We start from the raw sequence: 25716 nt of genomic DNA on the forward strand, positions 1-25716 counted from the left end.
AGATAGAATATTGCAGCGACAAATCAGTATTTTGTTGTATCATAACCCGAGTGTATGTTAGACAGAATATTGCAACAGCATCAGCCATTCCAACCCGTAGTATTATATAATGCTGCAAATGATCGCCTGTTACCGATGGATTTTACGGCTGCGAATAAAGATCTTAATCCTGAGATTCTGGATGACGTTTATTTGTTTACAGATTATGTTACAAAACAATTAGCGCAACATCAATGCCTGTTTGGGATTGGCGGATATGCAGAACATCGTAGTATTTATGCACGCAGTGCGCATTTCGATACAGAAGAGGAACCCCGCAGACTTCATCTTGCCGTTGATATATGGGGACCTGCAGGAACAACGGTTTACGTTCCATTGGACGGAGAAATACATAGCTTTCGTTTTAATGATATAGATGGAGACTATGGCGCCACTATTATTCTCCGTCATGAGTTAGAAGGCCGCATTTTTCATACACTTTATGGACACCTCTCTTTAGCAGATCTGGAAGGATTATCTGAGAATGATAAAATTGTTGCCGGGCAGGTACTGGCACATTTCGGAGATATTCCGGAGAATGGGCATTGGCCACCTCATTTACATTTCCAGGTAATTGAAGATATGGAAGGAAAAAAAGGAGATTATCCTGGTGTTTGCAGGTATAGTGAAAGAGAGAAGTACCTTGCGAATTGTCCCGATCCGAATATTATTTTACAAATGATTTAGAATTCCTGTATCAGATATTCGCTTATTTTCTTTTCTGCGGAAGAGAAATTGATACCTATCGCCACCTTCTTACGTGGATCCAATTTGTAAGACCCTAAATAGTCTTTATTGATGATCTGATCCAGTGCATGTTGAGCAGTAGCATCCAGCTTAAACTCTAACACATAAATATGTGTTTTCGTCATTACTCTTGCATCTAAACGGCCTTTGGCAGAATGTACTTCGCTTGATATTTCAATACCCAGTAATTGAAATGCCGTATGAATCAAACCGTGATAAAAAGATTCCTTGGCATCTATCCATAAAGGGTTGGGAATGTTAGCAAGGAGGGTATCTATAATGTCTACTACTTTCTTTATATTATTATCTGTAAAAGCTTTTTTCAGTTCAATAATTGTAGGTCTTACATGGCCTGTATCAGTGAAGCTATAGGCAGTTGCCAGATGTGCCAGCACACTTTCTTTTACTTCTCTGTTAGGGTATCCTAATGTATATAAACGATCCTCTTTATTGTAGGATTTTATAGTAAGATAGCCCGTCTGAAACATGAGTGTCAGTGGCTTAATATTATCAATGTAAAGATCCGAGAGGCTAGATACATCTACTTCAAGATTATCTTCTGTAAAAAGAAAATCAGGGCGTGAACGTACCTGTTTAATTAAGAAAGAAGGAGTACCTGTTGCTATCCAGTAGTTATTAAACTGCCTGTCAGCCATAAAATTCAGAATCGAAAAAGGGTTATATGCTGTAGTTTTCCCTCCCCAGGAATAACCATTATACCATTCCTTTATCTGCGCAGGGAAACTGGCATCCTCAGCACTGAGCTCTGCTAGCTCTGGCTTAAAGTTAGTATCCAGTTCTTCTTGTGTAATACCAGTTAATGTTTCAAATTGAGGAAGGAGGGTAATATCTCTAAGATTATTCAAATCAGAGAAAATGCTCACTTTGGTAAATCTACTTACACCTGTAATAAGAAGTAAACGAATATATTCATCCGAATCTTTTAGAATAGAATAGAAGCTTTTAAATACAGCACGATTTTCTTCTGCATTGGATAAATCATCCAGGTAATCTATAATTGGTTTATCGTACTCATCTATCAGTATTACAACATTCTCATTAACAGAAGCTTTGCGAATTAGTTCTTCAAATCTTCCTTTTAGGTTATTAGCTTCCAGTTCTATATCGAGTTCTTTTGCCAGGGCAACCATTTCCATGTTAAGGGCCTCGTATAAACCAAACTTCTGATAATCAATTTTACTCAGGCGCAGATGTATTACAGGGTGTTTCTTTTCCCAGTTCCATTGATTTTCTATCCAGAGTCCTTCAAATAGCTTTTTGTTACCACTGAAAATCTCCTTAATGGTTGATAGCAATAGGGATTTACCAAACCGTCTTGGACGGCTAAGGAAATAATACTTTCCGGATTCGATAAGATTATAGATTGCATGGGTCTTATCAATATATAAAAACCCTCCTTTTCTTATTTCTCCGAAATCCTGTAAACCTATTGGATACTTCCGCATACTAACAAATATAGCTAAAAAGAGAAAACCTGCTAAAAAAAAGAACAGTATATATTTCCTGTAAACCCCGCTGCTGTTACCGCTAATGTCATTGTGATGTTTTAGCAGTATTGTTTAAAATAAGAATGATCAACTGCATTCGCAATTGATCATTCTTATAAAATATTTATAAATAAAATCTGCTATATCACAATATTGATCATTCTTCCTTTCACAATCACCACCTTTTTCACCGGTTTCCCTTCCATCCATTTCTGGACTATTTCATTTGCCATTACGGTCTGTTCGATAACAGCATTATCTGCATCGAGAGCAAAGCTAAGCTCTGTGCGGGTTTTCCCGTTTACAGCGATGGGGTAATTGAAGGCACTTTCTTTTACATGTTTCTCTTCAAATACAGGATAAGGTGCATCGAGAATGCTGGAAGTATTACCCAATAAATGCCAGAGTTCTTCACTCACGTGAGGTGCATAAGGCGTTAACAGGACCAGTAAAGGTTCCAGGATACTGCGCTTATTGCACTTAAGTGTACTCAATTCATTCACGCAGATCATGAACTGACTTACAGCAGTATTGTAAGAGAAGTTCTCGGTATCTGCATCTATCTTCTGAATGGTTTTGTGTAATACTTTCAGTTCTTCCGGAGTAGCTTCACCATCTTTTACGATCAGTCCTTTCTGTTCGTCGGCAAACAATCTCCACAGTTTTTTTATGAAGCGGTGCACGCCTTCAATGCCTTTTGTTTCCCAGGGTTTGGATTGCTCTACGGGCCCCAGGAACATCTCATACATACGGAAAGTATCTGCACCGAATTTCTCCACTACATCATCAGGATTCACTGTGTTGAATAAGCGTTTGCTCATTTTTTCAAGCTGTGTACCGCAAATGTATTTACCATTTTCCTGGATAAATTCAGCATTGGCATAGTCGGGTTTCCATTTCTTAAATGCCTGAAGATCCAACTCTACACCATCCACTATATTTACATCTACATGTAATGCATCTGTTTCATACTGATCTTTCAGTCCGTGAGAGACAAAAGTATTTGTACCACGTACGCGATATACCAGGCGGGAACTTCCACCGATCATGCCCTGGTTGATCAGTTTTTTATACGGCTCATCAAAGCCAATATAACCCAGATCATACAGTGCTTTTGTCCACATACGGGAATACAACAGATGACCTACAGCATGTTCTGTACCGCCTACGTATACATCCACCTGGTTCCAGTAGTCAGTCGCACTTCGATCTGCAAATACTTCTGAATTGTTCGGATCTGTATAACGGAGGAAGTACCAGCTGCTGCCTGCATAACCGGGCATTGTATTCGTTTCGCGTTTGGTTTCGCCGTCGATATTCACCCAGTTTGTGATGTTGGCCAGCGGGCCTTCACCTTCATCTCCAGGTTTATAATTTTCCACATGAGGTAATGTTACCGGCAGATCTTTAGCTTCCAGTGCGTATGGAATACCGTTTTTGTAGGTGACAGGAAAAGGCTCGCCCCAATAGCGCTGCCGGCTGAAACCTGAATCCCTCATCTTATAGTTGATCTGACGTTTGCCTATGCCCAATGCTTCTACCTTATCGGCTGCAACATCCATAGCAGCTTTCATATTCATTCCGTTGAGGAAGTCACTGTTCTGCAGGGTAGCGTCTTTGGTAGGATTTGCTTCTTCACCATTAAAGGCATCGCCAATAATATTGGTGATGGGTATATTGAAGTGTTTGGCAAACAGGAAATCGCGCTGATCGCCACATGGTACGGCCATAATAGCACCGGTACCATAACCAGCAAGTACATATTCAGAGATCCATACAGGAATGAGTTTCCCGTTAAAAGGATTCTGTACATAAGCACCGGTAAAGGCACCTGTGATCTGTTTCACCTCTGCCATACGTTCCCTTTCTGAACGGCTTTGAACGTAGTCCAGGTATTTTTCTATCTCCGCCTTTTTTGCATCGGTGGTGATCTTAGCTACCAGTTCGTGTTCCGGTGCCAGTACCATAAAGTCGACACCGAAAATAGTATCCGGGCGGGTTGTATATACTGTGATGGTATCTTCAGCAGCACCATCAATTTTGAAGGTTATCTCAGCGCCCTGGCTCTTACCGATCCAGTTGCGTTGCATTTCTTTCATGGCATCGCTGAAGGATACAGTATCCAGTCCGTCCAACAGGCGGTTGGCATATTCTGTGATGCGCAGGAACCACTGACGCATTTTCTTTTTGATAACAGGATACCCGCCACGTTCGCTTACACCGTTTACCACTTCATCGTTGGCCAGTACAGTACCCAGCTCAGGGCACCAGTTCACTTCTGCATAGGCCAGGTATGCCAGGCGGTAGTGCATTAATATTTCGCGTTGCTGAGCTTCATTATATTGTTTCCACTCTGCCGCGGTGAATTTTATATGGCGGTCGCCGGGGCATTCATGGCCTGCGTTCCCGTTACTTTCAAAGAGAGCTATCAGGGAGTCTATACCCACTGCTTTCTGCAGGGAGCGGTTGAACCAGCTATTGAACAGCTGGAGGAAGATCCATTGTGTCCATTTATAATAAGCCGGGTCGCTGGTTTTAATTTCGCGTTCCCAATCGAAGCAAAAGCCGATGTTATCCAATTGATTACGGAAAGCGGCGAGGTTCTGTGCAGTTGTAACTGCAGGGTGCTGACCTGTTTCCAGGGCATATTGTTCTGCTGGCAGACCAAAGGCATCCCATCCCATAGGATGAAGTACATTAAAGCCTTTTAGTCTTTTATAGCGGGCATAGATATCTGAAGAAATGTATCCCAGCGGGTGACCTACGTGTAAGCCTGCTCCCGAAGGGTAAGGGAACATATCCAGTACATAACATTTGGGCTTGGGGCTGTTGTTGCTTATCCGGTAGGCGTGGGTATTTGCCCAGTGTTCCTGCCACTTTTTCTCAATAGCCCTGAAATTGTATTCCATATTTCTGATTATCTAACTAACTTAAAATAACGTTAAAGGATGACAAAAGTAAACATAACTGCTAATTTTTGTTATTTTCGCCTGTAAACGGTAGATTAATGGCGCAGCAACCCGGTAAATCATCATCAAAAAAATCCAAACCTTCCTATTTATATTCCATTATTGGAGTCGCGCTGGTGTTATTCCTGTTGGGAATACTAGGGCTGATTGTTATCCATGCCAATAAATTAAGTGAGTATTTTAAGGAAAGTATTGAGATACAGGTGATTTTGAGGGACAATGTAAAAGAAGATCAGGCACTTGCACTGAAAGATTCCATTGCCCAGAGACCTTACATCAAATCGATTGAGTATGTTTCCAAGGATGTGGCAGCTCAGCGCTTTAAAACAGAATTTGGCGAAGATTTCATTAACCTGTTACAATATAATCCGCTTTATGCCAGTATCAATATCAAAGGCAATGCGCGTTATGTGAACCCGGACAGCCTTAAAATTATTGAAGCTAATCTTACCCAGCAGAGTATTGTAAGGGAAATTTCCTATCAGAGAGTGCTGGTAAGCAAGCTGAATGAAAATGTGCGTAAAATAGGCCTGGTAATCCTGGGAGTAAGTTTACTCCTGGCCCTGGTCGTGATTTTCCTGATCGATAATACTATCCGTCTGGCTATGTTCAGCAATCGTTTCCTCATAAAAACCATGCAAATGGTAGGGGCTACACGCTGGTTCATTGCCAAACCATTTGATATACGCAGTATTATTAACGGTGCCTTAAGTGCTATACTGGCTATTGCCGGATTGGTAGGCATTTTATATTTTGCAGACCAGCTGCTGCCTGAGCTTGGCAGCATGCGGGATTACTTCATGATCTCTGTATTATTCCTGGGTATGATTCTCATCGGTATCTGTATATCGCTGGTAAGTACCCATCGCTCGGTAATGAAGTATCTGCGTCTGAAACTGGATGATCTCTATTGATAATTTCAACATACTATGAGTAAAGAAACCAAACACATCGAAAAAGCAGTAATAGAAAGCAAGCCTGTTATCGCGAAAGATAACTACAAAATAGTAATAGCAGGGCTGGCAATCACTGTTATAGGTTTTCTGTTAATGATGGGTGGTTATACCGATGATCCTAATCATTTCAAACCAGAAGAAGTATATAGCTTCCGCCGCATCACAGTTGCTCCTACCGTTATAGTAATAGGTCTTATTGTAGAGATCTACGCTATTATGCGTAAGCCTAAAGCGAAAGCCTGATTTTATTCAGTTTAAATAATATTGGCGATGAACGTTCATCGCTTTTTTTTTGAATAAATAAGTAAGTTGTCATGAGCATACTGGAAGCAGTTATTATTGCAATTGTTGAAGGACTGACCGAATTTTTGCCTGTATCTTCTACCGGGCATATGATTATCACCAGTGCCTTGCTGGGCATTAATAAGGATGAATTTACCAAGCTGTTTGAGGTATGTATCCAGTTAGGAGCTATCCTGGCTGTAGTGGTATTGTACTGGAAAAAGTTTTTTGTATTTGATAAGAACAGGATCAACTTCTATATAAAACTGATCATTGCAGTATTACCGGCACTCATAATCGGTTACCTGCTGGCAGATAAGATAGATGCTCTGTTGGAAAAACCGCTGGTGGTAGGAATTACATTATTCCTGGGGGGAATAGTATTGCTCTTTGTAGACAACTGGTTTACCAAACCGGAAGTAAAGGATGATGAACAGATCAGTTTATTCAGGGCATTAAGGATTGGTTTCTGGCAATGTATCGCCATGATTCCCGGCGTAAGTCGTAGTGCCGCTACTATCATTGGCGGAATGCAGCAAAAGTTGACCCGTAACGTAGCAGCAGAATTCTCCTTCTTCCTGGCAGTACCTACTATGGCTGCTGCAACGGGTTATAAGCTGCTGAAAGAACGTGATTTGCTGATCTCCCATCCTGAGAATATCAAACTTTTACTGGTAGGAAATATCGTTGCTTTCATTGTGGCAATGATCGCTATAAAATTCTTTATTACTACACTGAAAAAATATGGCTTCCGGGTATGGGGCTATTACCGTATCATAGTAGGGATTGCTATCCTGGTTGCTATTGGTATGGGGTATAAACTTTACATATAGGGTGGACTAAAAAAGGTCCCCCTTCCAATAAGAGACAGTGATGAAACCTCTTGTATGTGGTTTCAGGTGTCCCTGTTTTGTTTTTAATCAACTCTACCTTTTTATAAAATTCCTATATTCATGTCAGCGCCAATTATTCGATTATCGTTATTGTTTGTGTTCCTGAGCTTTTTTACGACTGTTGTATCTGCACAACGTAATTATGTTCCTGTTGTTATTACAACTCTCCAGAATGATTCGCTCAGAGGATTTGTTGATTACCGTAACTGGAATATTTCACCATCAGAAATCCGTTTTAAAGAGAGCCTCACTGATGAAAAAGAGCAGCATTTTGGCCCTGGAGAAATTAAAGCATTCCGGGTTGCAACGCCTGATGAAGCATATGTAAGCCGGCAGGTAAAACTGGATATTACCAACCAGAATATGGAAAACCTGGACGAATTTACAAAACGTGTTATACAGGATACACTCGTTTTCCTGCAGGTGATAGTAACAGGTGAATATAATCTCTATGATTATACAGATGCAAGCTCGAGGCATCATTTTGTATATGAAGTTGCCAGTAAACCTGGATCTGTCTGGGAGCTGGAGTATGTAAGATCATTTATTTCCAATAGTACCATTACAGGGATCTATGAAGGTAGAACATACCAGCAGCAGCTGGCTGCAATATTTGCAGATTGTCCGGGTGTGGCCAAAAGGGCATTACATGTCGCATACAGAGAAGATAATATCATGAATCTGTTTCTTGGTTACAACAATTGTAAAAATCCTTCCGGGAAGCAATTTGTAAGAAAGAAGGAGAAAAAAACGTTGTTATTTGGTGTAATAGCAGGTATATCTTCCAATAGCTTCAAATTTTCGGGGCCGGTGTACATCTTCGACGGAAGTAACTATCATTCTTCTACCAGCCCGGTTGCAGGAGTTTTCATGGATCTGGCATTTAACCGCAACAGAAGACAATTTTCATTTATTAATGAATTGATGTATAAGACAGTAAAAACGGAGGGCACTGCAAAAGACGGTTCTTCTGTAAAGTTTGGCTTTTCTTATGTGGGGTTAAATACCATGATAAGGTACACTTATCCTAAAGGGTTGATACGACCTATCGCTAATGTGGGGATCAGCAACTCACTGGTGCTATCAACAAAAGATAATACCTGGAAACGCTCATCAGGAAGAGAGGATGTGGGTATTGATGGTCCGCGTACTTATGAGCAGTCCTTTTTTGCAGGAGCTGGCGTACAGGTATATAAACTGAATGTAGAGTTCAGATATGCAACCAGTAACGGATTCTCTCCTTATTCATCCAGTGGTGTAAAAGTGAACTCTTTACAGGTAATTGCAGGATATCGCTTTTAAAAGCGTTATCCTTTTACAGCCAGCAGTAATTCCAGATCTGTATATTTCAGTTTGAACTTCTCACTCAGGTGATAGTTGGTGAGTGCTCCTTTGTAAAGATAGATGCCATTGCGTACGCCACGCTTGATCCATACAAGGTTCTCAAAACCGCCATCATCTGCTGCTTCCAGCAGCAGTGGCATCAGTACATTACTGATTGCTTGTGAGGCGGTACGGGCAAATCCCGATGGGATATTGGGTACACAATAATGTACAACATCATATTTTTTAAATATCGGGTTCTCATGACTGGTGATCTCTGATGTTTCAAAACACCCGCCACGGTCTATACTTACATCAACAATTACAGCACCGGCTTTCATGTTACTGACCATAGATTCAGTAACGATGATGGGAGTACGTCCGCTCTGTGAAGAGAGGGCACCTACAGCCACATCTGCTGTACGTAGCTGGTCTCCCAGTATTTTCGGCTGGATCACTGAGGTGAATAAACGTACGCCTATATTATTCTGCAGGCGCTTCAGCTTATAAATGTTATTATCAAATACTTTAACGGAAGACCCCAGCGCGAGTGCCGTACGGGCAGCAAATTCACCTACAATACCTGCACCTATAATTACTACTTTGGTAGGAGGAATACCTGTGATACCGCCCAACAGGATACCTTTCCCTTTATTGCCATTGCTCAGGTATTGTCCGGCCAGCAGCATTACTGCTCCTCCGGCAATTTCGCTCATCGCTCTTACAATTGGATAAGTACCTGCATCATCTTTCAGGTTCTCGAAAGAGAGGAGTGTGATCCGCTTTTCCATCATCTTCTGCACCTGCTCCGCTTTCAGTGCAGCCAGATGAATAGGGGATATCACTATCTGGTGAGGACGCAGCAGTTCTATTTCTTCATCACTCAACGGAGCCGATTTTACAATGATCTCCGCTTTAAATACTTCTTTTTTATCATACAGGATCTCTGCTCCTGCTTCTGAGAAGTCTGTGTCGTAGAAATGAGAGCCGTCGCCAGCTCTATGTTCCACCACTATATGATGACCATTACTAGCCAATACACTTACTGCATCTGGTGTTAATGCAATGCGGTTTTCCTGGAAGGAGGTTTCTTTCGGGATGCCTATAAATAAACGGGAATTTTTTTGAGGGATATCCAGCGTTTCTTCCAACGGTGAATATGTAAAACCAGCACTCACAACAGGTTTTTGCCTTTGCTCCATATGAATATCAGAATTGAACCGGGTGATTATTACCTTGTCTCCAAAGATACAGGATTTTGTTCACAGCATTATCCGACACGTAAAAGCCTTTTTTGGTCGGGTAAAACTGACAACTGCAAACGGATAGTATCCGAAGGTAGCAGGGGGGCTATAATATCCGGCCATTCTATAAAACAGATGGCCCCGGGCTGGTAAATAGTATCCTCTACGCCTGCAGCTATCGCTTCTTCTTCATCACGGAGCCGGTAAAGATCCAGATGGTAGATAGGCTGCCCATCCCCGGAAAGATATTGATTGATAATAGAAAAAGTAGGACTGGCAGTGGCATCTTCTACACCCCTCGCCGCACACAATGCCTTTACCAAAGTAGTTTTACCTGCTCCCATTGGTCCTTCCAGGGTAAATACATGTTGCTCCTTGTAATATTGCCAGAAGAGTTGTACTGTAGCTGGCAATTGTTCTTCAGAAAAGATCCATTCCATGGAGTAAATTTAGCTAATGCATTGCTACTCCGTTGCATTAATATTTTATTAGCATAAAACAGTGTAGGGTACCTTTGTAGTGGTATTTTGATATTGATGTTATATACATTTTATCATGGAAACGATTAGTTGGAAAGTAAAAGGCATGCATTGCACAAACTGTGCACTCACTGTATCCAAATATCTGGAGCAAAAAGGTATGCAGGAAGTGAACGTGAACTTCGCCACAGATGATCTGAGTTTTGTATTACCGGAAGGACATGTAGTGAATGAGGTGCTGACAGGGATCAGCCAAATGGGGTACCAGGTAGTATTGCCAAACCAGCCACAGTCAAAAACGGCCTTTCTCAATACCCTCACATTCAAATTCATTTTTTGTGCAATATTTACAGCGCCCTTGCTGCTGCATATGTGGGTACAATGGGCATGGCTGCATGATCCACTGGTGCAACTGACATTGTCTACTCCCGTGTATCTGGTTGGATTATGGCATTTTGGACGTAGCGCCTGGAGATCATTGGTGAACAGGATGGCCAATATGGATGTACTGATCACATTGGGGGCTACCGCTGCATATGGCTACAGTATTACAGGAACCCTGTTACACCTGGGGCCCGATTATATGTTCTATGAAACGGCTGCTGCTATCATCACCCTGGTATTCCTGGGCAATCTGCTGGAAGAGCGTTCTGTAAAACAAACCACTACTGCTATCACCGCTCTTGCAAAAATGCAGGTGACCACTGCCCGGTTAATAGAGACTCACGGAGATCACGAACATATTCACGAAGTAGATAACCAGCTCCTGAAACCGGGAGATCGCGTACTAGTGAATACGGGCGATAAAATCCCGATGGATGGTACTATCTATTGGGGGAGCGGACATATTAATGAGGCAATGATCACCGGCGAAAGTGAACCGGTAGCAAAAAGAGAAAAAGACAAAGCGATTGGTGGTACCATTATGGAAGATGGCAGCATTAAAATGTTCATCACTGCTACCGGGAAAGATACTGTACTCTCCTATATTATAGAACTTGTAAAACAGGCACAATCGCACAAACCGGCGATGCAGAAACTGGCCGACAGGATCAGCGCCATTTTTGTGCCGCTGGTGTTGGGCATTGCCGTCCTCACTTTCCTGGGCTGGTTCGCTTTCGGCCATGTAACGGCAGGAGAATCGATTATGCGCAGCATAGCTGTGCTGGTCATAGCCTGCCCCTGTGCAATGGGACTGGCCACACCGGCAGCCGTGATGGTGGGACTGGGCCGTGCTGCCCGCAGCGGTATCCTGATAAAAGGTGCCAATACCCTGGAAGCATTTAAGGATATTAAATATGTGGTGCTGGATAAAACAGGTACGCTGACTACCGGCAAGTTACAATTGGGCGGATATAACTATCTGGATATGACGGAGGCTGAATTCAAATCCATAGTTTACAGCCTGGAAAAATACTCTTCACATCCAATTGCGCGTTCTCTTACCTCTATCTGGAAAGGTGCTGCAGAGGTGGCTTTAAAGCAGGTCCGGGAGTTGAAAGGTAAAGGTATGCAGGCGGCAGACAAGCAGGGAAATGAATGGCAGTTGGGCTCATTTATCATGGCACAGCAGGCTACACAAGATGATAGTCATAATATCTATTTACTGAAGAACGGACAGTTGGCCGGTTGGATTGATTTTACCGATGAACTGCGACCAGATGCTGCCACTATGGTAAAACAGTTAAAACAGCGGGGTATTCAACCTGTACTTTTAAGTGGCGATACCGAACGCAAGTGCCAGGAAATAGCAGAACTGACAGGAATCACAGAAGTGTTTGCCGGTCAGACACCGGAACAAAAGTTGCAAAAGATTGATGCCCTGATGAAAGAGGCTCCGGTAGCAATGGTGGGAGATGGGATCAATGATGCGCCTGCATTGGCAAGGGCAAGTATCGGTATTTCCCTGAGTGATGCCACTCATGTGGCTATGCAGAGTGCGAATGTAATTCTCCTGAATAATCATTTGTCATCGTTACCGCTGGCGCTGGGATTAGGCCGGCATACTTATCTGACTATCAAACAGAATCTTTTCTGGGCTTTTATCTACAATATCATAGCTATTCCTTTTGCTGCTTTTGGCGTGCTGAGCCCTATTACGGGTGCGGGCGTAATGGCGCTCTCGGATATTGTGCTGGCAGTGAATTCCATCAGACTGAGATATAAGAGAGTGCTTTGATTTTTTTAATGATTTGACATCCGTTTGCTGTTGATCATTAAATACGCTGAGTCTGTCTGTTTAGTTCGCTATTTAGCTTTAGAATAAGATTAAAGATTAAACCCCTGATTGTACTTCACCTTGTTATCACGACAAACAAGGTGTATTTAATAATCAACTGCAAACTCCCTCAGTCCGCCTGATAGGAATCTGGTTTTCAATTTTGTGAGATATAAAAAAGTACGCTGACCTGCAGCTTTTTGTTACTTTTGCGGTTGCATTTTTATTATGTCTACCCCTTCTGATATACTTCAAAAATATTGGGGCTATTCCCAATTCCGGCCTTTACAGGAGGACATCGTTCAGTCCATCTGTGATGGGAAGGATACTCTTGCATTAATGCCAACAGGGGGTGGGAAATCTATTTGCTTCCAGGTACCGGCATTAATGAAGAAAGGAGTATGTCTGGTAGTAACGCCACTGATCGCATTAATGAAAGACCAGGTAGCCAATCTGCAAAGACGTAATATTCCTGCTGCGGCTATCTATGCCGGAATGTATTATCAGGATGTAGAGCGGTTGCTGGAAGATACCCGCCGGGGATATTTCAAGTTTTTGTATATCTCGCCTGAGCGATTGCAGAGCAAACGGTTCCTGGAGTATTGTGATGGTATGCCGGTGAACCTGCTGGCAATAGATGAAGCACATTGTATTTCCCAATGGGGATATGATTTCCGACCTGCATATCTTGAAATAGCGGCTATCCGCGGTTACTTCCCCAACATACCGGTGCTGGCATTAACTGCATCAGCTACTCCTAAAGTACAGACAGACATTTGTGACAGGCTGCTGATGAAACAGCCGCAGATATTCATCAAAAGTTTTGCGCGGTATAACCTTTCCTATAACATATTACAGGAAGATGATAAACACGCTAAACTCCTGCATATTATGCAACGGGTGAACGGTAGTGGAATTGTTTATTGCCGTAGTCGTAAGAGAACCCGGGAAATAGCGGACCAACTGGAATTAAATGGTATCTCCGCCAGTTATTACCATGCCGGCCTTACAGGAGATGAACGTAGTGCCCGTCAGGAGTTATGGCTCAAAAACCAGATCCGGGTAATGGTATGTACAAATGCCTTCGGGATGGGAATAGATAAACCTGATGTAAGGGTAGTGGTTCACTTCGATGCGCCGGACAGCCTGGAAGCATATTATCAGGAGGCGGGAAGAGCCGGAAGAGATGAGCAGAAGGCATACGCTGTATTGCTTTATAATACAGAGGAAGTAGAGCATATGATGGAAAACGTCGCCCTGCAATTTCCGGAGTTGCCCAAGATCAAAGAAGTATTCCAGTGCCTGGTCAATTACCTGCAAGTGGCTGTAGGTAGTGCCGAAGGTGTTTACTATGATTTCGATATCAACGATTTTGCCCGCCGGTTTGAGTTGAACATGACAATGACATACAGTGCAATGCGCATCCTTGAACAGGAAGGCGTGCTACAGCTGAGTGAAAGCGTGTTCCTTCCTTCTATGGTAGAATTTGTTGTGAATAAAGATACCTTATATGCTTTTGAGGATGCACAACCTGCATTTGAACCATTGGTGAAAAGGCTGTTGCGTACCTATGAAGGTATTTTTGATAACCCGGTACCAATATATGAAAAACAACTGGCCCGCCTGTTAAGGTTAACAGAAGAACAGGTGGTAGCAGGATTGAAGCAACTGCACACCCGTGGAATGATCCATTACCGGCAGCGTAAGGATGAACCACAACTTACTTTTTTACAAGACAGAGTATCTGCACAGCATTTGTATGTAGATATGTTACGCATACGGGAACGTATGCGAACATATAAGGAAAGGCTGGATGCAATGCTGCATTATATTAATAACAGTACTACCTGCCGTACACAGGTGATATCGAAATATTTCGGAGAGAAAGATGCTACTGCCTGCGGTATTTGTGATGTGTGTATAAAACAAAAAGTAAAACCTGTTACAGGGCAGACTTTCAAACAACTTTCTGATGAGTTGTTATTACAACTACAACCGCAACCGGAAGAGTGGAGCCTGTTATACAAGCGATTATCACATATTAAGGAAGAGACATTGAAAGACGTAATTCAGTTCCTGATCTCGGAAGGGAGAGTTGGAAGGGATCAGGATGGAAAGGTATATCTGTTGCCCGCAAAAAGCTAAATGCTTCCGGAAAAGTGCAGGATGTAAAAATATAAGAGGGTATATCAAAAATAAACGAAGGGCCCAGGGATCGTATAAACGAGCATAGCTCTCCTAAATGAAAAAAGGTTGTACCATATTTTTGATACAACCTTTTTTCATTTATAAATCCCTCTCTTGTCAGATTGAGACTTTCATTTATTTTGATACATCTTATTTCTTTACCGGAATTACTTTCCCCGCTTTATTACTTTCAAAAGCAGTTTCGATAATGCGGATTACATTCAATCCTTCTGAAGGAGGTACCGGGTTCGGAACTCCTTTGGCGAGAGCATTATAAATATCATCATAGTAATCCAGGTAGTTTCCTTTGGGGGTAGGCAGATACTGCTTTATTACCTGTCCGTCTTTTTCTGTGTGCAGCAATCCCCACTCATTGATTGCTTCTATACCCCATCCTGGAGCTCCCGGCATTAATCCCTGTTGCAGCATTGTTTCCTGCATGTCTGCTTTAGTTTTAATGAAAGAGCCTTTACGTCCGTGGAACTGATAAGAGGGTAGTGGTTCTCTTACAATGTAATTACTTTTTAAACGCACGCGGAGGTTTTCATAGAACAGTACCAGTTCAAAGTAATCATCCACCAGGGAGTCTTTACGGATAATGCGGATATCTGCCCATACAGCATCAGGGATGCCGAATAGCAACAGAGCCTGATCTACCAGGTGTGAGCCCAGATCGTACAGAGCACCGGTGCCGGGTAATGAAGCCTCTTTATGTTTCTTATAACTCAGTTCTTCGCGGTAGCGGTCGTAGTGAATTTCAGCCTCTAAAATATCCCCAAGGTCACCGCTCTGGATAACCTGTTTCACTATTTTGAAATCACCATCATAACGGCGATTATGGTATACACTCAGCAGCAGGTTTTTTGATTTGGCCAGTTCTATCAGTTCCTGTCCTTCATGAGTATGAACGGTGAACGGTTTTTCAACAATTACATTTTTGCCAGCGTTTAGAGCTGCTTTGGCATAATCGTAATGTGTATAGTTGGGCGTATTCACTATGATAAGGTCCAGCGATGCATCCTGCAACATTTCTTCCACGCTGGCATATACTTTCACGTCGGGGTACCGTTGCTGAGCTGTATGTTTACTTCTTTCCACTACGGCAGTGAATGAAAAGCCCGGATGTACATGAATGAACGGTGCGTGAAAAATATTACCAGACATCCCGTAGGAACAAATCCCTGCTTTGATAATCTTATCCATGAGTATTATGTTTTGAAGATGAAATTAAAACCAACTGCTTTTTTTGCTGCTCTTACCGCCAAGTCCCAGTGCTCCTAACAGACTACGGGTAATCATGTTAGCTGCAGTACGACCAACCTGCCGGGCAGCAGAACTGCTTAGCACTGTTTCCAGCATGCTCTTTTCCTCTTTCTGTTTTCCACCCTTTGCCGCAGGAGCTGCCGCCGCTGTTTTTTCAGCAGCTTCGTTCAGTTTGGCTGTCAGGATTTCGTAGGCACTTTCGTTATCAATTTCCTGGTTGTATTTCTTTGCCAGTTTAGATGAATTTACGAGTGTGTCTATTTCTGCAGCAGAAAGGATATCCATCCTTGAATGCGGAGATACCAGCATAGTAGCTGCCAGTGGAGTTGGTACCCCCTTTTCATTCAGGCAGGTAATGAGAGCTTCTCCAATACCTATCTGGGTAAGGAGGTCTTCTGTTTTATAGAAATCGGACAGCGGGTAGTTCTCTGCTGTCTGTTTGATGGTTTTCCTGTCGTTGGCAGTGAATGCTCGCAGTGCGTGCTGCACTTTGAGGCCGAGTTGTCCCAATACGGATGGAGGAACATCCATAGGGTTCTGTGTGCAGAAGAAGATGCCTACACCTTTGGAACGAATCAGTTTTATGATAGTTTCTATCTGTTGCAGTAGTGCTGTGCTGGCCTCCTGGAAAATGAGGTGAGCTTCATCGATAAACATCACCAGTTTGGGTTTGTCCAGATCGCCTTCTTCCGGTAGGGTGGCATATAATTCTGCCAGCAGGCTAAGCATGAATGTAGAGAACAGTTTGGGACGATCCTGGATATCTGCCACTCTTACAATGGATATCATACCGCGGCCATCATCGCTGATACGCATAAGATCTTCTACCTGGAAAGAGGTTTCACCGAAGAAGATGTCGGCACCCTGTTGTTCCAGTCCTATTACTTTGCGGAGTATGGTGCCGGCGGAGGTAGTAGAGATTTTACCGTACTCTTTTTCAAGTTCGGCTTTCCCTTCATCACTCACGTATTGTAATACCTTTTTGAAATCTTTGAGGTCAAGGAGGGGGAGTTTGGTATCGTCGCAATACTTGAAGATCATGGATACCAGGCCTTCCTGGGTATCATTCAGTTCAAGAATTTTAGAAAGGAGTACAGGTCCGAACTCACTAACGGTAGCGCGCAAACGGGCACCTTTTTCATTACTGAGGGAGAGTAGTTCTGTAGGATAAGCGGATGGTGCCCAGGTACCACCTATTTTCTGATAACGCTCATCTATTTTTGCATTTTGGGTACCGGCAGCGGCAATACCGCTGAGGTCTCCTTTAATATCCATGAGTAATACGGGTACGCTGGCATCACTGAGGCCTTCTGCAATTACCTGGAGTGTTTTGGTTTTACCGGTACCAGTAGCCCCTGCTATCAAACCATGACGGTTGAGTGTTTTCAAAGGAAGGGAGATATCTGCCCCACTTATCACTTCGCCATCCAGCATGGCACATCCCACTTTAAAATGCTCACCTTTAAAAGTATAGCCGTTCTGGATATTTTCCAGGAATGCTTCTTTAGTAGCCATGACAGAAATTTTTTATTGAAGATAAAAAATTTAATCACGAATGCTACTATAGATCTTCTTCCCGTTCCAGCATCAGGATAGCGCCCTGTGGTACAATAAAGTATTTTTCGCCCTGGTACATGACTTCTGTAGAGCCACTTACTAGAAATATGGCCAGATCGCCTTCTTTTGCCTGTAAAGGAATGTATTTTACTTTATCTTCTTCGGGCTTCCAGGACTCAGTATCTTCTGATGGTAATGGCAGAGCATATCCCGGACCTGTTTTGATGATATATCCCTGCTGGATTTTTTCCCTCTCCTGGAGGCCGGGAGGTAAATAAAGCCCGCTATCAGTCCGCTCATTGGGCGTTGATGGTTTTATCAGAACTCGATCTCCTACGACGATCAGCTTCTTCAATTTATTATCGGGTGTTAGATGTATGGCCATGATATAAGTACTATACTTCAACTAGTACAAAATGTGTGCAGTAGCGTGTATAATGCCAATATGGCACTATATTATTATATTTCAGACAGTTTAAAGGTATCACCTGCCCGGATACCCTTTTCTGTAATCTGTAGCTTACAACATTCTACCAGCGGATCATGTTCCAGGAACAGAACATATTGATTATCTGCTGCTTCCTGCAAAAAGCGTTTTTTCTCCTGCAGGGTTGTAAGTGGAAACATATCGTATGCCATTACATATGGGATAGGTATATGACCTATACTGGGCAGCAGGTCTGCCATGTAGAGGATAGTTGTATCTCCATATTGCAGCTGGGGCAGCATCATAGCATCGGTATGGCCATGAACAAAGCGGATCTGGATGTTATTGGTAAAAGAGATGTTTTCCCTTTGCTCGATAAATTTCAACTGACCGCTTTCCTGGATGGGCAGGATATTTTCTTTCAGAAAGGATGCTTTTTCACGTTCATTGGGTTGTGTAGCCCATTTCCAGTGATCCGGATTACTCCAGAAGGTGGCATTCCTGAAGGCAGGTACCAGCTTGTCGCCTTCCCGGATAATGCTACCTCCGCAATGATCAAAATGCAGATGCGTCAGGAAAACATCGGTGATATCATCCCGGTGAAAGCCATGTTTTGCCAGTGAGCTGTCCAGGGTTGCATCGCCGTGAAGATAGTAATGTCGGAAGAATTTCTCTTCCTGTTTGTTGCCAATGCCATTGTCTACCAGGATCAGACGGTTGCCATCTTCTATGAGCAGGCAGCGCATGGCCCAGGTACACATATTATTATCGTCTGCAGGATTCAGTTTCTGCCAGATGCTTTTTGGAACTACACCATACATGGCGCCACCATCCAGTTTAAAGAAACCCGTATCTATTGTGTAAAGTTTCATGGTTATACGTTTTTAAACGCCAGACCTTTCTGTTTTCTTAAAGCAGCAATAATGCAGATCACTCCCAGCACAAAGTAGAGCACCAGAGCCAGTACGGAATTACGCATACTACCTGTTAGTTCATGAATAAAACCGAAGGTAGTCATTCCTATTACGATAGCGATTTTCTCCGTTACATCATAATAACTGAAGAAAGAGGCGGTATCTTTTGTTTCCGGCATCAGCTTCGCATAAGTAGAGCGACTGAGAGATTGTACGCCACCCATTACAAGGCCTACACCCACTGCCAGCAGGTAGAAATCGTTTGCCGTTTGCATGCGATAGCCTGCAACACAGATGCCTATCCATAAGAAGATAACTCCTATCAGCACTGGCAGGTTACCAAAGCGGGTAGACAGGCGCGCGATGCCCCAGGCACCGGGAACTGCTACCAGCTGAATGACCACCACAGTGATGATGAGCATGGTAGAAGGCAGATGAAGTTCCTGACTGCCGAAGATCGTAGCGGCCATCATTACCGTTTGTACACCCATGCTGTAAAAGAAGAAGCCCCGAAGGAACATCTTTAGTACCGGCATTTGTTTTACCTGGGAATATACTTTACGTAATTCGGAAAAACCTTCTGTTAAGGCATTGCCTTTATGTTCATTTATAGTAGGTGTGGTAGCGGGGAGGCGGATAAATGTGATCTGTGCAAATCCGGCCCACCAGATGCCTACCAGTAAAAAGGTGATCAGTACTGCCTGTCCTTCACTGATGCCAAAAGGTTGTAATGCCACAAGAGCAAACCCTACCAACTGCAATAATACACTACCTATATAACCCATTGCATAACCTCTGGCACTGATACGGTCACGGTCTTCGAGCGAGGCTATTTCGGGCAGATAAGAATTATAGAATACCAGTCCGCCGCAATAGCCTAGTGTAGCCAGGATAAAACAGATTACACCGTATTCCACGTTCGCACCATTGAAAAAGTATAGAGCACTGCAGTTGATAGCACCCAGCCAGGTGAACATCATCAGGTATCTTTTTTTATTTCCTCTTGTATCTGCTATAGAGGAAAGAATGGGGGAGGCGATGGCTGCCACCAGGAAAGCAGCTGCCATGGCATAATCGTATAGTGCAGAATTGACAAAGTATTTTCCAAAGAAAGGAATCCGGTTGCCGTGGAAATGAGAACTGGTGGCACCGGTAAAATAAATAGGGAAAAATGTGGTGGTAATGACAAGGTTGTATACTGAATTTGCCCAGTCGTACATAGCCCAGCCGTTAATAACTTTTTTACTTGCAGTTTGCATATGCATCTCAAATTGTGGGGATGAATATACAATTAAAGGCTGAATACGTTACGCGTTAAGTATTTTTATAATCCTGGATATTGATATGGTTTGGGCACATGAAATATTCCTGTTCATCATTGGAGCTGACGATCATCATGCGGTTACCGCCATATTCGGTGATCAGTTGCTGGTAGAGCTGTGTGCCGGCGGCATCCAGATTGGTGCAGGGTTCATCCAGCAGGAGTACTGGCACATCTGAGAAGATGGCCAGGGCAAGTTTAAGTCGTTGTTTCATCCCGGAAGAGAAATAACGGATTTGTTTGTGCATGGATTTCTCGAGTCCTACCAGCGCGACTGCATCCTTTGGTTTTATGGCCGGGATGAATTGTTTAAACTGTAAATGAAACTGGAGGGATTCAGCGAGTGTGAACTCTTCTACAAGTTCAAGGTAGGGAGCGGCAATGGCACAATGCCGGAAAAACTGATCGGAGGGGATCAGTCTTTTCGACATTGTGCTATATAAAACGGAGCCTTCATTGTGATGAATATGTCCGCTGATTACCTGTAATAAAGTGGATTTTCCTGAACCATTGGGGCCCAGTATAGCATAGCGTTCGCCCTCATTAAAGGTGGCGGTTACCCGACGGAAAATCCAGTCGTAGTTGAAACGCTTACCTGCCTGGTCAAGAGTTATCTTCATTCGTCATTTGATAGAGAGGTATATCCTCTCATGATACCTCGTCCTGACTCACGGATGAATGATAAGATTTCATCTCTTTCATCAGTGGCAGGAAATTCTGCTTCAATAATGCTGATTGCTTTTGACAGCTTATATCCTTTTACGAATATTACGCGGTATATGTCCAGGATGTGGTTGATTTTTTCAAGAGAGAAACCTCTTCTTTTCAAACCAACGGAGTTCACGCCAACATATGATAATGGTTCGCGTGCAGCTTTCACATAGGGAGGAACATCTTTTCTTACCAGTGAACCACCGGTAACAAAGGCGTGTGCGCCAATTTTACAGAACTGCTGAACGGCTACCATTCCTGCCAGTACTACATGGTCGCCCACGGTAATATGTCCGGCCAGTGTAGTGTTATTGGAAAATACACAGTAGTTACCTACTTCGCAATCGTGCGCAATATGGCTGTAGGCCATGATCAGGCAGTTGTTGCCAATAACAGTTTTCTGTTTGTCTTTGGTACCTCTGTTGACGGTTACATATTCCCTGATAGTAGTGTTATCTCCTATCTCGGTAATAGTATCTTCTCCGGCAAACTTCAGATCTTGTGGAATTGCAGATATAACGGAGCCTGGGAAGATGCGGCAATTTTTACCTATCCGGGCACCATCCATGATAGTTACATTGGAACCAATCCAGGTGCCATCTCCGATCTCAACATTTTTGTGAATTACAGTAAAAGGATCGATTTTTACATTGGGCGCCACTTTGGCGTCAGGGTGAATGTAAGTTAGCGGATGGATCATTGCTATTTTTTAGCGTCTCTAGTTTTTATGATTTGAGCAGTCAGGTCTCCTTCTGTCACTACCTTATTCCCTACGAATACAGTTCCTCGCATTTCTACAATTCCTCTCCTTATTGGGCTCAGCAATTCCATTTTCAGGATCATAGTATCTCCCGGGAAAACTTTTTGCTTGAACTTACAGTTGTCGATTTTGATAAAATAAGTATCATAATTCTCCGGATCCGGTACGGTGTTCAGTGCCAGGATACCACCACATTGTGCCAGTGCTTCTACCTGCAATACACCTGGCATTACCGGGTTATTGGGGAAGTGACCCTGGAAGAAATGCTCGTTAAAGGTGACATTTTTGATACCGATTACTGTCGAGTCGTTCAGATCAATGATCTTATCTACCAGCAGCATTGGATAGCGGTGAGGCAGGGTCCTTTCAATACGTGGCAGATCAAAGATCGGCGGTTTGTTAGGATCGTATACAGGCACATCTTTGATATGCTTGTTCTTCTTGATGTATTGCTTGATTTTACGGGCAAACTCCACGTTGGAAGCATGTCCCGGACGGTTGGCAATGATATGCGCTTTAATAGGATAACCTACGAGTGCGAGGTCTCCGATAACGTCCAGCAGTTTGTGACGGGCTGGTTCATTAGGGAAACGCAGTTGAATATTATTGAGAATGCCTTCCCGCTGCTCAACGCTGATATGCTCGCGTTCAAATACTTTGGCCAGGCGTTTCAGTTCTTCTTCACTTACCGGTTTATCCACGATTACGATGGCATTATTGATGTCCCCACCTTTAATCAGGTTATTGGAGATCAGATATTCCAGCTCATGAAGGAATACGAAAGTACGGCAGGGAGCCACTTCCTTTTTGAAATCAAGGATACTGTTCAGGTTCGCATGCTGCGTACCTAATACAGGAGAATTAAAATCTATTAAAGTAGTGATACGGTAATCAATAGCAGGTAATGCTACCATTTCCACATTCTTCTTATCATCATAGAATGTGATATTCGTATCTATGGAATAATATACTTTTTTGGCGTCCTGCATAGCCACACCTACTTCATCGAGAATTTCAACGAAAGGCTGTGAACTACCGTCCATGATAGGAATTTCAGGACCATTGATTTCGATCAGCACGTTATCTACACCGGTGCCTACGAGGGCTGCCATCACATGTTCAATAGTACTAACGCGGGCGCCGTTGTATTCAAGAGTAGTACCGCGGGCGGTATCTACTACGAAATCCACATCGGCTTTCACTATAGGCTGGTCTGGCAGATCTATACGCTGAAACTTAATACCAGAACCGGGAGGAGCCGGTTTGAGGGTCATGTTTACATGGGCTCCTGTGTGCAAGCCTACACCCGATATAGTAACAGGGGCATTTATCGTGTGTTGACTTTGCGACTGTTGATTCTCCATATTCTTATATAACTGTGTTTATCCTAACAATACCAATTAAACACCTTCCCGCACGGAAAGCAATTGTTTTACCATGTCTTCCAATTCCTTAACGCGTTTGTCAAGATCGGGCAAATTTCTAAAAATTGCCTGACTTTTTAAGGAACTTTTATAATCAAATGCAGGAGAACCCATTAAAGCAGTATTGGGATCTGTTACAGATTTAGATAAACCACTCTGCGCATTAATCTTGGTGCCATCAGCCAGATGGATATGTCCTACAAGACCTACCTGGCCACCAATTACGCAATTCTTACCGATTTTGGTACTGCCGGATACACCGGTCTGTGCCGCTATAACTGTGTTGGTATCTACATCTACGTTGTGTGCTACCTGGATCAGATTGTCCAGTTTAACCCCCTGACGGATAATAGTAGAACCCATTGTAGCTCTGTCTATAGTGGTATTGGCACCTATTTCAACATCATCGTGAATAATTACATTTCCTATCTGTGGTACCTTTTTATAAGTACCATCGGGCTGAGGTGCAAACCCAAAGCCATCACCACCTATCACACAACCTGCATGCAGGATCACTCTTTTACCCAATACACAGTTGTCGTACACTTTTACACCGGGAAAGAGGGTGCTATCATCATTTACGGTCACGTTATCTCCCAGATATACGCCGGGGTAGATCTTTACATTATTGCCAAGCACAACATTTTCACCGAGATATGCAAAAGCACCAATGAAAACATTCTGTCCTGTTTTTACGGATGCCGGAATATGAGAAGGTTGCTGGATACCAGTTTTATTACTTGTCATCTGCTTGTATTTTTCAAGCAGGAGCGCAAAAGCACTGTAAGCATCCTTTACCCTTATCAGGGTAGATTTTACAGGCCGTTCAGTTTCCAGACTCTCATTTACTATCAGTATGGAAGCATTTGTAGTATAAATGAACTCTTCGTATTTAGGATTGGCAATGAAACTGAGCATCCCCTCACCGGCCTCTTCAATCTTGGCGATGTTGCTCACTTTTACGTCCGGGTTGCCTTCCAGCTTACCATCCAACATGGTAGCCAATTGTAATGCGCTAAACTGCATAGTTATAAATTGATATAGTTACCTAAGCTTTGTCTTTAACGGCGCCTAGATTTTAGGATGACAAATGTAGAATTTTTTTACGGGTATAGCCAGTGTATGGCTTACCAGTGCATTCTCGATAGAGGAAATGTCTTTCACAGTCCCGTCTTTGAATAGAATATTAATCTTTTCTGTATTAATATTATATGCGCTCAGGCTGGCCATTCCAGTAAAAACAAAGTAATCCAAATCCTTGCCAGTTATACCGTATTGCTCTTCCACCCGTTGTTTCCATTGCTGAATAGTTGTTGCACCAAAATCCACATTACTAAGCATGCATTTAAATAAATGCCTGTTTATAAGCCAGTTACAGAGAAGGGAGAGTACTTTGTCTTCATGTTGTACCCACACCTTGATCGCCCCCATAATATCATAGTCATCCAGTAGACAGAACTTCTGGAGACAGGTTGGTTCTTCTTCAAAGTTAGCCGCAGTGACGGTATTGTACAGAAAATACTGCAAAGCAGGAGAGGCAAAGAGTTCTACCCCCTTTGATGCCAGTTCTTTTGCTCTCCGCAGGATATTTACCAGCATATTCTCCGCGCTGAGCACGGTTTTATGCAGATAAACCTGCCAATACATCAATCGGCGGGCTACAATGAACTTTTCTATTGAATAAATCCCTTTTTCCTCCACCATTAACTCACCATTATGCACGGTGAGCATTTTTATAATACGGTCGTAGCCTATTACTCCCTCTGATACTCCGGTATAAAAGCTATCCCGGTTCAGATAATCCATTCTGTCAACGTCCAGCTGGCTCGAAACCAGCTGATGTAAAAAAGTTTTATGATAACGCCCGTTAAAGATATCTATTGTTAATGTTAATGCCCCATCCATCTCCTTATTCAACTCTTTCATCAGCCACTGGCTGATTTTTTCATGGGATACGCCTTCTATAATACCGTTTTCCAGGGCATGGGAATAGGGCCCATGACCTATATCATGGAGCAGAATAGCCATTTTGGCAGCAATTTCCTCTTCCTCCGTAATATCTACTCCTTTACTTTTCAGTTCTGCCAATGCACAACTCATCAGGTGAAAAGCCCCCATGCTGTGGTGGAAACGGGTATGCATTGCACCTGGGTATACCAGATGAGCCAATGCCATCTGATGAATCCGGCGTAAACGCTGGTAGTAAGGATGTGAAATTAAGGTAAAGATTAGTGGATGATCTATCGTAATGAAGCCATACACCGGATCGTTTACAATTTTACGCTTGCGTTCTGCCATTTACCGTTTCTCCTTTAGCTTAGCAAAGCTACGTTAAGGATTTATTATCTGTAACTTTTTCTAATGTATAGACGATGGAGAATGAAAGTTCCCCTATTTTCTTCTCATTTTTCCCCTTTTCGTAATTTTATGATTAAAAATACTAATATTTGAATATTATAAAGAAACCCAAGTGCTTTTTAACAATTAATTGTGC

Annotated in this window: 21 protein-coding genes; 7 read left to right on the forward strand and 14 right to left on the reverse strand. The window is 42.9% G+C overall.

Annotation, left to right across the window (positions count from 1 at the left end; genetic code table 11):
• Window positions 1-54 precede the first annotated feature (54 nt).
• On the forward strand, window positions 55-726 hold the full coding sequence (locus tag BM176_RS21475) for a peptidoglycan DD-metalloendopeptidase family protein (protein WP_090106382.1): 672 nt from the start codon (window positions 55-57) through the stop codon (window positions 724-726).
• Here BM176_RS21475 and BM176_RS21480 read toward each other — a convergent pair.
• Together BM176_RS21480 and leuS are read right to left on the reverse strand one after the other, a co-directional pair.
• Window positions 723-2252 carry an ATP-binding protein gene (locus BM176_RS21480; RefSeq protein ID WP_090106383.1) on the reverse strand — a complete coding sequence of 510 codons (1530 nt, stop codon included), beginning with the start codon at window positions 2250-2252 and terminating at the stop codon, window positions 723-725. The two genes, BM176_RS21475 and BM176_RS21480, sit on opposite strands and share 4 nt — an antisense overlap.
• 182 nt (window positions 2253-2434) lie before the next feature.
• A complete protein-coding gene (leuS, locus tag BM176_RS21485) occupies window positions 2435-5203 on the reverse strand; it encodes a leucine--tRNA ligase (protein WP_090106384.1) in 2769 nt (922 codons plus the stop codon).
• A 98-nt stretch (window positions 5204-5301) separates the two neighbouring features.
• Here leuS and BM176_RS21490 point away from each other — a divergent pair, with 98 nt between their 5' ends.
• The 4 genes from BM176_RS21490 (at window position 5302) to BM176_RS21505 (ending at window position 8696) form a co-directional block, all read left to right on the forward strand.
• Window positions 5302-6177, forward strand: a complete 876-nt coding sequence (locus tag BM176_RS21490) for a cell division protein FtsX (RefSeq protein WP_090106385.1) — start codon at window positions 5302-5304, stop codon at window positions 6175-6177.
• 15 nt (window positions 6178-6192) lie between these two features.
• A complete protein-coding gene (locus BM176_RS21495) occupies window positions 6193-6462 on the forward strand; it encodes a DUF3098 domain-containing protein (protein ID WP_090106386.1) in 270 nt (89 codons plus the stop codon).
• Between the two features lie 71 nt (window positions 6463-6533).
• On the forward strand, window positions 6534-7334 hold the full coding sequence (locus BM176_RS21500; RefSeq protein ID WP_090106387.1) for an undecaprenyl-diphosphate phosphatase: 801 nt from the start codon (window positions 6534-6536) through the stop codon (window positions 7332-7334).
• Window positions 7335-7454: 120 nt separating this feature from the next.
• Window positions 7455-8696, forward strand: coding sequence for a PorT family protein (locus BM176_RS21505; RefSeq protein WP_143097874.1), 1242 nt, complete (start codon window positions 7455-7457; stop codon window positions 8694-8696).
• Between the two features lie 5 nt (window positions 8697-8701).
• Here the strand turns inward: BM176_RS21505 and BM176_RS21510 are convergent, their stop codons facing one another.
• Window positions 8702-9919 (reverse strand): alanine dehydrogenase, encoded by a 1218-nt coding sequence (locus tag BM176_RS21510; RefSeq protein ID WP_090106389.1) that lies wholly within the window; start codon window positions 9917-9919, stop codon window positions 8702-8704.
• Window positions 9920-9987: 68 nt separating this feature from the next.
• Window positions 9988-10401, reverse strand: a complete 414-nt coding sequence (gene tsaE, locus BM176_RS21515) for a tRNA (adenosine(37)-N6)-threonylcarbamoyltransferase complex ATPase subunit type 1 TsaE (protein ID WP_090106390.1) — start codon at window positions 10399-10401, stop codon at window positions 9988-9990.
• Between the two features lie 115 nt (window positions 10402-10516).
• Here tsaE and BM176_RS21520 point away from each other — a divergent pair, with 115 nt between their 5' ends.
• Window positions 10517-12619, forward strand: a complete 2103-nt coding sequence (locus BM176_RS21520) for a heavy metal translocating P-type ATPase (protein ID WP_090106391.1) — start codon at window positions 10517-10519, stop codon at window positions 12617-12619.
• Between the two features lie 267 nt (window positions 12620-12886).
• Window positions 12887-14803: a RecQ family ATP-dependent DNA helicase gene (locus BM176_RS21525; protein WP_090106392.1), complete on the forward strand. Its 1917-nt coding sequence runs from the start codon at window positions 12887-12889 to the stop codon at window positions 14801-14803.
• A gap of 192 nt (window positions 14804-14995) precedes the next feature.
• Here BM176_RS21525 and BM176_RS21530 read toward each other — a convergent pair whose 3' ends face one another.
• From BM176_RS21530 to BM176_RS21575, 10 genes are all read right to left on the reverse strand, one after another.
• A complete protein-coding gene (locus BM176_RS21530; protein ID WP_090106393.1) occupies window positions 14996-16048 on the reverse strand; it encodes a Gfo/Idh/MocA family oxidoreductase in 1053 nt (350 codons plus the stop codon).
• 24 nt (window positions 16049-16072) lie between these two features.
• A complete protein-coding gene (locus BM176_RS21535) occupies window positions 16073-17623 on the reverse strand; it encodes a helicase HerA-like domain-containing protein (RefSeq protein ID WP_090106394.1) in 1551 nt (516 codons plus the stop codon).
• Window positions 17624-17669: 46 nt separating this feature from the next.
• Window positions 17670-18050, reverse strand: a complete 381-nt coding sequence (locus tag BM176_RS21540) for a co-chaperone GroES (RefSeq protein WP_218162256.1) — start codon at window positions 18048-18050, stop codon at window positions 17670-17672.
• A 74-nt stretch (window positions 18051-18124) separates the two neighbouring features.
• Window positions 18125-18964, reverse strand: a complete 840-nt coding sequence (locus BM176_RS21545) for an MBL fold metallo-hydrolase (protein WP_090106395.1) — start codon at window positions 18962-18964, stop codon at window positions 18125-18127.
• Window positions 18965-18966: 2 nt separating this feature from the next.
• Window positions 18967-20265, reverse strand: coding sequence for an MFS transporter (locus BM176_RS21550; RefSeq protein WP_090106531.1), 1299 nt, complete (start codon window positions 20263-20265; stop codon window positions 18967-18969).
• Window positions 20266-20320: 55 nt separating this feature from the next.
• The gene (locus BM176_RS21555; protein WP_090106396.1) at window positions 20321-20947 is read right to left on the reverse strand and encodes an ABC transporter ATP-binding protein; all 627 of its coding nucleotides are present in this window, start codon (window positions 20945-20947) and stop codon (window positions 20321-20323) included.
• Window positions 20944-21738 carry an acyl-ACP--UDP-N-acetylglucosamine O-acyltransferase gene (gene lpxA / locus BM176_RS21560; protein ID WP_090106397.1) on the reverse strand — a complete coding sequence of 265 codons (795 nt, stop codon included), beginning with the start codon at window positions 21736-21738 and terminating at the stop codon, window positions 20944-20946. The genes BM176_RS21555 and lpxA overlap by 4 nt, the downstream gene beginning before the upstream one ends.
• 2 nt (window positions 21739-21740) lie before the next feature.
• Window positions 21741-23162 (reverse strand): bifunctional UDP-3-O-[3-hydroxymyristoyl] N-acetylglucosamine deacetylase/3-hydroxyacyl-ACP dehydratase, encoded by a 1422-nt coding sequence (locus BM176_RS21565; RefSeq protein ID WP_090106398.1) that lies wholly within the window; start codon window positions 23160-23162, stop codon window positions 21741-21743.
• 36 nt (window positions 23163-23198) lie between these two features.
• A complete protein-coding gene (gene lpxD, locus BM176_RS21570; RefSeq protein ID WP_090106399.1) occupies window positions 23199-24248 on the reverse strand; it encodes a UDP-3-O-(3-hydroxymyristoyl)glucosamine N-acyltransferase in 1050 nt (349 codons plus the stop codon).
• A gap of 45 nt (window positions 24249-24293) precedes the next feature.
• Window positions 24294-25520 carry an HD domain-containing protein gene (locus tag BM176_RS21575; protein ID WP_090106400.1) on the reverse strand — a complete coding sequence of 409 codons (1227 nt, stop codon included), beginning with the start codon at window positions 25518-25520 and terminating at the stop codon, window positions 24294-24296.
• Window positions 25521-25716 lie beyond the last annotated feature (196 nt).

Origin of the sequence: Chitinophaga sp. CF118, assembly GCF_900112615.1 — a bacterium.
Lineage (GTDB): Bacteria > Bacteroidota > Bacteroidia > Chitinophagales > Chitinophagaceae > Chitinophaga.